The 12,375-nt window shown below is 73.6% G+C and carries 7 protein-coding genes and 1 pseudogene; 1 reads left to right on the top strand and 7 read right to left on the bottom strand.

The genetic code is table 11. The annotated features are described in order from the left end of the window. The 7 genes and pseudogenes from VGH76_RS06900 to VGH76_RS06870 form a co-directional block, all read right to left on the bottom strand. On the bottom strand, positions 1-354 hold a 354-nt coding region (locus tag VGH76_RS06900; protein WP_331555883.1), incomplete at its 3' end, for a hypothetical protein. Between the two features lie 55 nt (positions 355-409). Continuing rightward, positions 410-1,612 carry a DNA polymerase III subunit delta' gene (locus VGH76_RS06895; protein ID WP_331555882.1) on the bottom strand — a complete coding sequence of 401 codons (1,203 nt, stop codon included), beginning with the start codon at positions 1,610-1,612 and terminating at the stop codon, positions 410-412. A gap of 35 nt (positions 1,613-1,647) precedes the next feature. Then, positions 1,648-2,016, bottom strand: a complete 369-nt coding sequence (locus VGH76_RS06890; protein WP_331555881.1) for a hypothetical protein — start codon at positions 2,014-2,016, stop codon at positions 1,648-1,650. 389 nt (positions 2,017-2,405) lie between these two features. Next, on the bottom strand, positions 2,406-2,939 hold the full coding sequence (locus VGH76_RS06885) for an excalibur calcium-binding domain-containing protein (RefSeq protein ID WP_331555880.1): 534 nt from the start codon (positions 2,937-2,939) through the stop codon (positions 2,406-2,408). A gap of 19 nt (positions 2,940-2,958) precedes the next feature. After that, entirely contained in the window at positions 2,959-5,760 is a 2,802-nt protein-coding gene (gene topA / locus VGH76_RS06880) for a type I DNA topoisomerase (RefSeq protein WP_331555885.1), read from the bottom strand. Positions 5,761-6,180: 420 nt separating this feature from the next. Continuing rightward, the gene (locus VGH76_RS06875) at positions 6,181-7,077 is read right to left on the bottom strand and encodes a hypothetical protein (RefSeq protein ID WP_331555879.1); all 897 of its coding nucleotides are present in this window, start codon (positions 7,075-7,077) and stop codon (positions 6,181-6,183) included. A gap of 121 nt (positions 7,078-7,198) precedes the next feature. Beyond that, a pseudogene (locus tag VGH76_RS06870) lies at positions 7,199-9,523 on the bottom strand (sodium-translocating pyrophosphatase). A gap of 335 nt (positions 9,524-9,858) precedes the next feature. Between VGH76_RS06870 and VGH76_RS06865 the strand changes: the two are divergent. Beyond that, a complete protein-coding gene (locus VGH76_RS06865) occupies positions 9,859-12,207 on the top strand; it encodes a DEAD/DEAH box helicase (protein WP_331555884.1) in 2,349 nt (782 codons plus the stop codon). Positions 12,208-12,375 lie beyond the last annotated feature (168 nt).

Below are 12,375 nucleotides of genomic sequence, written 5' to 3'. Positions count from 1 at the left end.
CTCGAGCAACGACCCTGATCCCCCCACCGCGACAGCACCGAGCACGGCTGCCGCGTCCTTGCTGACCTGATCGCCCGAGGACGGGTCGACGCGGCCGAGCCGCAGGACGTCCTGCTTGAGCGTCACGAGTTCCTGCCGGGCGTTCTGCAGGTCCCGGATCACCTGGGGTGCGCGGTCGAGGTCGACGGTGAACGCTCCACCACCGGCGGGCGCCGCGACGACCTGGCGTGGGATCACCTGACCGTTGGCGAGCACGGCGGGGTCCGCGGCCTCGACCGGCCGGTCGGCGAGGGCGGGCGGGACGCCCACCGGCGGCTGCGTGTAGAGCCCCGGCGGCGGGACGGGCGAGCTCACCCCGAGCAGGCTAGCCGCCACGGACCCCGCAGGGGGCCGGATTCGTGCAGACCGCTCAACCCTCGCGGAGAGCCGTCACCATCGCCTCGACCGCGATCTGCGGCTTCACGTTCGCCTCGAGGGCCTCGCGGCACGCGAGGATCGCCTCCAGCCGCCGGAGCGCGGCCTCGGGTGAGGCGTCGCGGGCCGCCGACTCGACCTCGCGGGCGCGGTCCGGGTGGGTCGCGGTGACCTCCGCGCCGAACCCGCGCACGAGGACGTCGCGGTAGTAGCCGGCGAGGTCGACGAGGGCGCGATCCAGCGCGTCCCGGCGGGTGCGGGTGGCGCGCTGCTTCTGCTTGGCGACGAGGTCCTTCTCGGCGGCCTTGGCGGCGCGCTGGGCCTGGGCGACGCCCTTCCCGGAGCCGCCCGCCCCCATCGAGACGGCCAGCTCCTCGCGCTCGGCCTCGTCCCGTTCCCCGGTGAGCGCCGTGACCTCCGCGTCGGCGGCGCCGACGAGGCCGTCCGCGGCGACGAACACCTCGGCCGCGCTGCGCAGCGAGCGGGGGACGGCGAGCACGGCCTCGCGGCGGTTCCGGGCGTCGTCGTCCCGCGCCAGCCGCCGGGCCCGCCCGATGTGCCCGCCGCAGACGCTGGCCGCCCAGCTGGCCGTCCCGGCGTCGATGCCGTCCCGCTCGACGAGCACCTCCGCGATCGCCGACGTGACCGGCGTGCGCAGGCGCAGGGGGCGGCAGCGGGAACGGATGGTGACGCTGACGTCGTCGGGATGTTCGCTCGGCGCGCAGAGCAGGAACACCGTGCGCTCGTTGGGCTCCTCGACGGCCTTGAGCACGGCGTTGGAGGCCTGCTCGGTCATCCGGTCGGCATCCTCGATCAGCACGACCTGCCAGCGGGCCGTGGTCGGCATCCGGGCGGCCCGCTCGATGACCGCGCGCATCTCCTTGACACCCAGCGAGAGCCCCTCGGTGGCCACCTCGTGGACGTCGGCGTGGGTACCGGCCAGCACCGTGCGGCAGACCTGGCACGCGTCGCAGCCTCCGCGCGGGCACTGCAGCGCCGCGGCGAAGGCGCGCGCGGCCACGGACCGGCCCGACCCCGGCGGGCCGGTGAAGAGCCACGCGTGGGTCATGGCGCCGCCGCGCCCGGCGTCGTCACCGGGCTCGTCGGTGGAGAACCGGACCCGGGCGGCGTGCTCCACGGCGACGCGCAGCTCGGCGACCGCCTCGGGCTGCCCGACCACCTGCGACCACACGCTCACGGTCCCGATGATGCCCCAGGGCACCGACAGCCGGATCAGAGGTGGAGTGCAAGCGCCGCGATCGCGACGAGGACCGCGATGAGGACGAGCAGCGGCGCCCCGAGGCGCACCCCGCCGAGGCCGCCGCGAGACGACGGGCCCGCCGCGCCGGCGCGCCACTCCCCGAACTCCGCGCGGAACTCCGCCTCCTCCCGACGCTCGCGCCGCCACGACGGCTCGTCGGCCGGCGGCCCGCCGCGCACCTGCGATGGGACCTCGACGGTCTCGGGCGGCAGCGTGCGGCGCTGTCGCTGGACCGGCACGGGGCGGGGCGGGGGCACGTCGCGCGGCTCCGGCGCCCAGGGCTGCAGGCTGCGCCCGCGGTCGGCGTCCATCCACTCGGCGATGCCCTCGGCGTCGGTCACGGGAGGTAGCCGCAGGTCGGTGGGGCGGGGTGGGCTCGACGCCGGGTCGGTGTCGGGTGGGGGCGGTGCGGTCCCGTCTGCTCCCGCGAGGGGGTCGGAGTGCCGCGGACCTGATGCGTCCACCCCTCCACCATCACACGATCGGGCGGTCTCGGCCAGCGCGACGGGCGTGAGCCCCGAGGAGAACGGGCAGGGAGCGTCCGTGGGCGTCAACTACCGCAAGCACCGTCGTCTGGGACCGCTCCCGGTCTGGCGCAACGTCTCGCGCTCGGAGTAGGGGAAGACGGTGTCCTACAGCGTCAAGCTCGGCCCGTTCACCTGGAACAGCAGGACGAAGAAGAAGACCGTCGACCTGCCGGGCGGCTACTCCTACACCTCGGAGTGAGGACCTACTCGCAGGCGACCCCGTCGCCGTCGCGGTCCAGCTTGCCGCTGTAGCCGGGCTCGCCGCGGTGCAGCGGCGCGACGCCGGCCGCCCGGGCCGCGGCGCAGTTGGGGTAGCTCGCCCCCGGCGGCGCGGCCGGGGCGGCGACCGCGAGACGGGGGCGCGGCGCCGGCTTCGGGGTCCCGACGGCGGCCGCCGGGCGGCGCGTCGTCGTGGTGCCGCCCGTGCTCGGCGCGCCGCAGGTCCGGCCGTTCGTGTCCAGCGCCCGCAGCCGGGCCTGCACGGCGGACGAGGCGTCGTTGTGGCCCTTGGTGTAGAGCGCGGTGTGGTCGGCGCGGACCATCATCTCGGCGAAGTCTCCGCCCGCGTAGGACACGTAGAGCAGCTCGCGGCCGTAGCGGTCGAGGTCGACGCCCGGCTGCGCGGTCAGCCGGACCGGCTGGCCGAGCACGGCCGCCTCGGCGGCGCGCGTACCGCCGGACGTGCCGGCCTCGCAGGAGTCGATCGTCCGGGCTATCGCGTTGGGCACGACGGCCATTAGCGGCCGCCACGTCATGTCAGGTCGTCGGCGACGTCCGGGTCGTCGTCTTCTTGGCCGGCGCCTTCTTGGCCGTCGTCGACTTCGAGGCGGTCGACTTCGAGGCGGTGGACTTGGACGCCGTCGACTTGGACGCGGGCGACTTCGACGACGACCGGGCGGTCGCCTTCTTCGGCGCCGGGCCCTTCGCCCGCTTCTCGGCGAGCAGCTCGGCGGCGCGCTCGTCGGTCAGGGTCTCGACGTCGTCACCCTTGCGCAGCGAGGCGTTGTAGCCCGTGCCGTCGGTGACGTAGGGCCCGAAGCGGCCGTCCTTGACCACCATCTGCTCGCCCGAGACCGGGTCCTTCCCGAGCTCCTTCAGCGGCGGCTTCGCGGCGGCCCGCCCGCGCTGCTTCGGCTGCGCGAAGATCTTCTGGGCCTCCTCGAGGGTGACCGTGAAGAGCTTGTCCTCGCTGTCGAGCGAGCGGGAGTCCTTGTCCTTCTTGATGTACGGCCCGTACCGGCCGTTCTGCGCGGTGATCTCCACGCCCGACTCCGGGTCGGTGCCGACGACCCGCGGCAGCGAGAGCAGCTTGAGCGCGTCGTCCAGGGTCATCTCGGCGAGCGTCATCGACTTGAACAGCGAGCCGGTGCGGGGCTTCTCCTTCGCCCCCTCCGGCAGCACCTCGGTGACGTAGGGCCCGAAGCGACCCTCCTTGGCGAGGATCTCGTGGCCCGACTCCGGGTCGGTGCCCAGCGAGCGGCCCTCCTGCGGGGTGGCGAAGAGCTGCTCGGCGAGCGCGAGGTCGAGCTCGTCGGGCGGGACGTCGTCGGGGAGGTTCGCCCGCTGGCTGCGCTCCTCGCCGTCCTCGGTGATCATCCGCTCGAGGTAGGGCCCGTAGCGGCCGACGCGGACGACGACGTCGCGACCATGCTCGTCGGCGAACATCCGCAGCGAGTTGACCTCGCGGGCGTCGATGCCCTCGAGGTTGTCCCCGACCAGCTTCTTCAGCCCGCCGGCCTGGGTCATCGCGCCCTCGACGCCGGAGGCGTTGCCGTTGGTCGCGGTGTCGTCCCCGCCGAAGTAGAAGTGCGAGAGCCACGTCTGGCGTTGGGCGTTGCCGGCCGCGATGGCGTCGAGCTCGTCCTCGAGAGTGGCGGTGAAGTCGTAGTCGACGAGCCGCTCGAAGTGCTTCTCCAGGAGCCCGACGACCGCGAACGCGATCCAGCTGGGCACGAGCGCGGTGCCCTTCTTCCAGACGTACCCGCGCTCCTGGATGGTGTTGATGATCGACGCGTACGTCGAGGGGCGGCCGATCCCGCGCTCCTCGAGCGTCTTGACCAGGCTCGCCTCGGTGTAGCGGGCGGGCGGGCTGGTCTGGTGGCCCGAGGGGTCCAGCTCGTCGGCGGAGAGCGCGTCGCCCTCGGCCAGGCGGGGGAGGCGGCTCTCGGCGTCGTCGGCCTCGCCGCCCGACTGGTCGTCGACGGTCTCGACGTAGGCCCGCAGGAACCCGGGGAACGTGATGGTCCGGCCGGAGGCGGAGAAGGTGCACTCCTCACCGGTGGCGGCCGTGCCGGTGATGCGCACGGTCATCGTCGTGCCGCGGGCGTCGCGCATCTGGCTGGCGATCGTGCGCTGCCAGATCAACTCGTAGAGCCGGAACTCGTCGCCGGCGAGCTCGCTCGCGACCTGTCCCGGCGTCCGGAAGCTGTCGCCCGCGGGACGGATGGCCTCGTGGGCCTCCTGGGCGTTCTTCACCTTGCGGGTGTACTGCCGCGGCGACTCGGCGACGTTCTCGTCCCCGTAGAGGTCGCGGGCCTGGGTGCGCGCGGCGTTGATCGCGGTCTCCGACAGCGTCGTGGAGTCCGTGCGCATGTAGGTGATGTAGCCGTTCTCGTAGAGGCGCTGCGCGGTGCGCATCGTCCGCTCGGCCGAGAACCGGAGCTTGCGGCCGCCCTCCTGCTGGAGGGTCGAGGTCATGAACGGCGCGTAGGGCTTGCGGGTGTACGGCTTCTCCTCGACGGAGGAGACCGTGTACTCGCTGGACGCCAGGCCCTCCGCCAGGCGGCGGGCGTCGGCCTCGTCCAGCCGGCGGACCTCGTCGGACTTCAGCTGCCCCCGGGAGTCGAAGTCGCGCCCGGTGGCCACGCGGGCCCCGTCGACGGCCGTCAGGGCCGCCTTGAAGGTCGGCGTGTTGCCCTCGCCCTGCTGCTTCGCGGTGCGCAGGATCGCGTCGATGCCCCAGTAGGACGCCGTCACGAACGCCATCCGCTCGCGCTCGCGCTCGACGATCACGCGGGTGGCCACCGACTGGACGCGGCCCGCCGAGAGCTTCGGCATGACCTTCTTCCACAGCACGGGGCTGACCTCGTAGCCGTAGAGCCGGTCGAGGATGTGGCGGGTCTCCTGCGCGTCGACGAGGTCGTGGTCGAGGTCGCGCGGGTTCGCGGCGGCCGCCTGGATGGCGGACTCGGTGATCTCGTGGAACACCATGCGCCGGACCGGCACCTTGGGCTTCAGCGTCTCGAGCAGGTGCCAGGCGATGGCCTCGCCCTCGCGGTCGCCGTCCGTCGCGAGGTAGAGCTCGTCGACCTCCTTGAGGGCGTCCTTGAGCTCGGTGACCGTCGACTTCTTGTCCGGCGTGACGATGTAGAGCGGCTCGAAGGAGTTGTCGACATCGACGCCGAGGCGCGCCCAGCTCTCGCCCTTGTACTTGGCGGGCACGTCGGCGGCGCCGCGCGGGAGGTCACGGATGTGCCCGCGGCTCGACTCCACGATGTAGGAGGAGCCCAGGTAGTCGGCGATCTTGCGGGCCTTGGCGGGCGACTCGACGATCACCAGCCGGCGGTGCCCGTCACCGGCCGGGGTCGCGGTCCCGTTGCCGTTCTTCCGGCCGCCACCGGAGCTCTTCGCGCCGTTCCCCTTGCGGGATCCGGACGTCCGGGCGCGCTGCGTCGGGGCGGTCTGCTCCGACGTCTCGTCGACGGTCGCGGTGCCTCCGCGCGTCGTCGTGGTTGCGCTCCGTGTCGTCCTCGACCCCGTGGAACCGGCCGCTGCCTCTCCCGCTGCCACCAGTCATGCCTCGTCTCGTCAATTCGCGGAGGCCCGTCGTCGGGTGCCCCGCTCGCCGCCAGTGTGCCTCACGGCGACGTCCCTGCCATGGAGAACGTGTCGTCCACCGCCGTCGTTCCCGTCTCCACCCTCGACCGCCGACCCGATCGATGCTGGTCACAGGCGTGCTGCTGCATCGTTCGATGTCCGTCACCCCGGCCACACACCGTCCACGATGGTCTGTGGGCGGCCTCCGACGAGCTCGGCCAGACGACGCTGTCGGCGCCCGCCGACGATCGCGACCACGGGCTCGTCCTCGTCCCCGGCCAGGGTGGCACCGAGGCCCACACGCTGACACGCCGTGAGCAGTGGCTCGTGGGTGGCCCGTGCGTGCGGGTCGAGACCGAGAGTGTAAGCACGCCCACGCTGCCGTCCTGCCGCCAGGACCCACAGCCGTAACCGGGGGCCGTCGAGCTCGAGATCCGTCGGGACCTCGAGCGTGCCGTCCGGGCGGCGCCACGCCGCGGCGAGCGGCACCAGGTCGGCGCGGTACGCGCTGCGCACGATCGGCCGCCCGTCAGGGAGTCGTTCCACGTCGGCGGGGACGCCCCGCCCGCGGAAGGCGCAACACAGGGCGTGGGCGCGCCATTCCACGACGGGGTCGGGGGCGATGACGGCGGGGGTGGGCGCGGCGGGGTGCTCCGGCTCGGAAACGGGGTCGGGGGGCTCGGGAGCCTCGTCGTCGGGCGCCGGGGCGCCGTCGTCGCGGACGGGGAGCTCGTCGTCGGGGATCTCGTCGACGCCCTCCTCCCACTCGCCACGACCATCGGGACGGCCTGGTTCCCGGGAAGATTCGTCGACGACCACGAGGTCCCGTTGATCACGGGCCGGCTCGGAAGGTGGCGCCGCCTCGTCGTCGGGAACCGGCACCGCTTCGTCGTCGTCGGGGACCTCGGGGACCGACGGCGGCGCGCCGAGCACGATCGCGAGCCGGGCCGCCGTCCCGCGCCCGAACAGCGTCAGCCCCCCGCCGGCGCAGAGCACGCCCTCGAGATCGGTGACCGCGCGCGGCAGGGCGTCCGCCGAGTAGAACGACATCTGCCCCACGCGGCCGCACTGTAGAACATGCGTTCGAACTCGCGGGTGAGGCCGGGCGAGGCGCGCACCCGGACGCCACGAAGGGCACCCCCGGACGGACCGGGAGTGCCCTTCGGGTCGAGCGGAGGACTCAGACGGACGCCGGCGTCGGGGCGTCGGTGTTCGAGTCCGCGATCGCGGTCGAGCGCCGCTTGGACACGTAGACCGCCACCGCGATGCCGAGGAACGCGACCACCGCGATCGGGATGCGGATGGCCGGGTTGGCACTCGGGCCGATGGACAGCGCGACCACGGCCGGGGCGATCAGCACCGAGACCAGGTTCATGACCTTGATCAGCGGGTTGATCGACGGGCCCGCGGTGTCCTTGAACGGGTCACCCACGGTGTCACCGATGATCGTCGCCTCGTGGGCGTCCGACCCCTTGCCACCGTGGTTGCCGTCCTCGACCAGCTTCTTCGCGTTGTCCCAGGCACCGCCGGAGTTCGCGAGGAACACCGCCATGAGCGTGCCCGTGGCGATCGCGCCGCCGAGGTAGCCGGCGAGCGAGCCGACGCCGAGGCCGAAGCCGACGGCGATCGGCGCGAGGATCGCGAGCAGACCCGGCGTCGCCAGTTCCCGGAGCGCGTCACGGGTACAGAGGTCGACGACGCGGCCGTACTCCGGACGTCCGGCCGCCGGACCGCCCGCCTTGTACTCCATGATCCCGGGGATCGAGTTGAACTGGCGGCGGACCTCGTAGACGACCGCGCCGGCCGCCCGCGACACCGCGTTGATCGCGAGGCCGGAGAACATGAACACGACCGCCGCACCGATCACCACACCGACCAGGGTGTTGGGGCTGGTGATGTTGTAGATGTCGTTGGTCAGCTGGCTGCCGACCAACCCGTAGGCCTGCCGGATCGCGTCGTTGTACTAGCCGAACAGCGCCGTGGCGGCGAGGACGGCCGTGGCGATCGCGATGCCCTTGGTGATGGCCTTCGTCGTGTTCCCGACCGCGTCGAGCTCGGTGAGAATCTCCGCGCCCGCACCCTCGACGTCGCCGGACATCTCGGCGATGCCCTGTGCGTTGTCGGACACCGGGCCGAAGGTGTCCATGGCGACGATGACGCCGACCGTGGTCAGCAGGCCGGTGCCGGCCATGGCCACCGCGAACAGCGCGACGATGACCGAGCCGGACAGCAGGAACGCACCGTAGACGGCGGCTGCGATGACGACTGCGGTGTAGACGGCCGACTCGAACCCGACCGAGATGCCGGCGAGGATGACGGTGGCGGCGCCGGTGAGCGACGACATGCCGACGTCCTTGACCGGCTTGTCCTCGGTGCCGGTGTAGTAGCCGGTCAGCGTCAGGATGATGATCGCCAGCACGATGCCGATCGCCACCGCGATGGCGGCGATGAGCGCCGGGTTGCCCGCCGCGACGAGATCGCCGACGGCGCCCTGGTTGACGCCCGGCAGCTGGGTGAAGCTGGTGGGCAGGTAGACGAAGGCCGCGACGATCGTCAGCACCAGCGAGATCCCGGCCGAGATGTAGAAGCTGCGGTTGATCGCCTTGAGCGCGTTCTCGCCCTCGCGGGTCCTCGTGATGAACACACCGACGATGGCGGTCAGCACGCCGATCGCCGGGACGATCAGCGGGTAGGTCAGGCCGAGCGTGCCGAACGCGACCGAGCCCAGGATCAGCGCGGCGACGAGCATCACCGCGTAGGACTCGAACAGGTCGGCGGCCATGCCGGCGCAGTCACCGACGTTGTCGCCGACGTTGTCGGCGATGGTGGCGGCGTTGCGCGGGTCGTCCTCGGGGATGCCCTGCTCGACCTTGCCGACGAGGTCGGCGCCGACGTCGGCGGCCTTGGTGAAGATGCCGCCGCCGACACGCATGAACATGGCGAGCAGGGCGGCGCCCAGCCCGAAGCCCTCGAGGACCTTCGGGGCGTTCTCGACGAAGATGAGGACGACGATCGAAGCGCCCAGCAGGCCCAGGCCGACGGTCGCCATGCCGACGACGCCGCCGGTGCGGAACGCGATCCGGGCGCCCTCGTCGCGGCCACCGGGTCGGTTCGACGCCGCGGCGACGCGGATGTTCGCCTTCGTGGCCAGGTTCATGCCCAGGCCGCCGATGCTCATCGAGAACAGCGCGCCGAAGACGAAGGCGATCGAGCGCGCGATGCGCTCGCCCCAGTTGTCGGCGGGCAGCGCGAGCAGCACGAGGAACACGAGGACGATGAACGGCGCGAGGGTGCGGAACTGTCGCTGGAGGAACGCGCTCGCGCCCTCCTGGACCGCCCGGCCGATGTCGCGCATGTTCTGCGTGCCCTCGTCGGCGCGGAGCACCTGCTGACGCAGGAAGACGCCGATGGCGAGGGCGATGAGGGCGATCACCGCCACCACGCTCACGACGACGTATTCGCTCGAGGAGAACTGGACCCCTTGAGCGAGGACGGACGCTTGCATCCAGCCTCCCGGTTGGAACGGATCGACGGCGTCGGGAGGCCTTCTGGCGGCGTCTCCGGCGCGCAGTGATCGTCACTGCGCGCAAGCCGCGCGCGGTGACAGGGGACGCAGTGTATGGGGGTGGCCTCGACCACGTGACCGCCCGGTTCCCGACCGGGCTGTGACGTGTGCGTCTTTCGCGTGGGAGACGCCGGCCGCGGCTCGGTGTCGGTCGGTGTCGGTCGGGTGTGCGAATCTCGGACGGGGCTCGGGAGGAGGCGGCGGTGGCAGGGGAGGCGGGTGGGCCGGCCGACGCCGGGTCCGGTGGCGTCGGGGCGATCGCCCGGGCGTCGCGGGTGCCTGACGAGCCCGGGCACGGCACCGAGCTGCTGCGCCGCGTGCTGGCCGGCACGCCGCAGGGCGAGGACCCGCTCACCCACGCCGAGGTGGTGCCCGCCCGGTCCGGACGACGGGTGCCGTGGCCGGGCTGGGTGCCCGACGAGCTGCGTGCCCGTCTCGACGACCGCGGGGTCCCCGGCCCGTGGGAGCACCAGGCGGCGGCCGCGGAGCACGCCTGGGCCGGGCGCCACGTCGTCGTGTCCACCGGGACCGCGTCGGGCAAGTCGCTGGCCTACCAGCTGCCCGTCGTCGCCGCGCTCTCCGCGGACCCGAACGCCACCGCGCTCTACCTCTCCCCCACCAAGGCGCTCGGCGCGGACCAGCTGCGGGCGGCCCGCGCCCTCGACCCCGGCGAGCCGGCCGGGCTGCGCGCCTCGTCCTATGACGGCGACACCCCGATCGCCGAGCGCGACGCGGTCCGGCGCACGGCACGCTGGGTCTTCACCAACCCGGACATGCTCCACCGCGGCATCCTGCCCCGGCACGGCCGCTGGACGACGTTCCTGCGGCGGCTGCGCTACGTCGTCGTCGACGAGGCGCACGCCTATCGCGGGGTGTTCGGCTCCCACGTGGCACTGCTGCTGCGCCGCCTGCGACGGATCTGCGCGCGCTACGGCGCCCACCCGACGTTCGTGCTGGCGTCGGCGACGATGTCGGAGCCGGGGGTGTCGACGTCGGTGCTGACCGGGCTCGAGGTCGCGGAGGTCACCGAGGACGCGTCCCCGCGGGGGCGCCGCGCGGTCGGGCTGTGGGAGCCGCCGCTGCTCGAGGCGATCACCGGGGAGAACGGCGCCCCGGTGCGGCGCTCGGCGGGCGCGGAGACGTCGCGGATCCTGGCCGACCTCGTGGTGGAGGGCGCCCGGTCGCTGGCGTTCGTGCGCTCCCGGCGGGGCGCGGAGCTGACGGCGCTGGGAGCGCGGCGGGTGCTCGCGGAGGTCGACCCGGAGCTCGCCCGCCGGGTGGCGGCCTACCGGGCCGGGTTCCTCCCGGAGGAGCGCCGCCAGCTCGAGGCGGCGCTGATGAGCGGCGCGCTGCGCGGGGTCGCGACCACGAACGCGCTGGAACTCGGGATCGACGTGGCCGGGCTCGACGCGGTGGTGGTCGCGGGCTTCCCCGGCACGCGGGCCTCGTTCTGGCAGCAGGCCGGCCGGGCCGGGCGCTCCGGGGACGACGCGCTGGTGCTGCTGGTCGCCCGGGACGACCCGCTGGACACCTACCTCGTCCATCACCCGCAGGCCGTGCTCGGCGCGCCGCTGGAGCGCACCGTGCTCGACCCGACCAATCCCTACGTGCTCGCGCCGCACCTGGCGTGCGCCGCGGCGGAGATGCCGCTGACCGCCGCCGACGTCGACGACGTGTTCGGCGGTGAGCCGGCCCGCGGCGCGCTGGACGAGCTCCTCGCCGAGGGGCTGGTGCGTCGGCGGCGCGGCGGGTGGTTCTGGGCGCTGCCCACCAAGCGCCCGCACGGGGGGGTGGACATCCGCGGGTCGGGCGGCGACCAGGTGGTGATCGTGGAGTCGGGCACCGGGCGCATGCTCGGGACCGTCGATCCGGGGGCGGCCCCGTCGACCGTCCACGAGGGGGCGGTGCACCTGCACCAGGGCGAGAGCTACGTCGTCGACTCGCTCGACCTCGACGAGGGGCTGGCCCACGTCCACGCCGAGGAGCCGGAGTGGACGACGCAGTCCCGGTCGGTCACCGACATCGAGGTGGTCCGCACCGAGCACTGCGAGTCCTTCGGCGCGGCGACCGTGGACGGCCCGGAGCTTCAGGTCTGCCTGGGCACGGTCGAGGTGACCGAGCAGGTCGTGGGCTACCTGCGGCGGATGCCGTCGGGCCAGGTGGTCGAGCAGGTGCCGCTCGACCTGCCGGCGCGGACCCTCGCCACCCGGGCGGTCTGGTACACGCTCTCGGAGACGCTGCTCGACGGCGCCGGGATCGTGCCGGCGCGGGTGCCGGGCTCGCTGCACGCGGCGGAGCACGCCGCGATCGGGCTGATGCCGCTCGTCGCCACCTGCGACCGCTGGGACATCGGCGGGGTCTCGACGGCGCTGCACCCCGACACCGACCGCCCGACGGTCTTCGTCCACGACGGGCACCCCGGCGGCGCGGGGTTCGCCGACCGCGGGCACGAGGCGATGCGGACCTGGCTCGCGGCGACGCGGGACGCGATCGCGGGGTGCGAGTGCCCGTCGGGGTGTCCGTCCTGCGTGCAGTCACCGAAGTGCGGCAACGGGAACGACCCGCTGGACAAGGACGGCGCGGTCGCGGTGGTCACGGCGGTGCTGGCGCGGCTGCCGGTCTGACCGGCGGCGAGGTCCGCGGAGCTGGGTTCCGCCGCGGGCCGGGGTTCGGGGCTCCCGGCCCGCGGGGAGGTCTGTCACGCCGCAGGGCGGGGAGGGCACTCGACCCGCCCTGCGGCGCTGTCTCGGGCGGCGGTGGGCGCGCCTCGCGCGCTCCCGGCGTGGTCACGG

Origin of the sequence: Actinomycetospora sp., from assembly GCF_036497585.1 — a bacterium.
Lineage (GTDB): Bacteria > Actinomycetota > Actinomycetes > Mycobacteriales > Pseudonocardiaceae > Actinomycetospora.
Note: the sequence above shows the minus strand (reverse complement) of the source record. Positions and strands in the feature narration are given on the sequence as shown.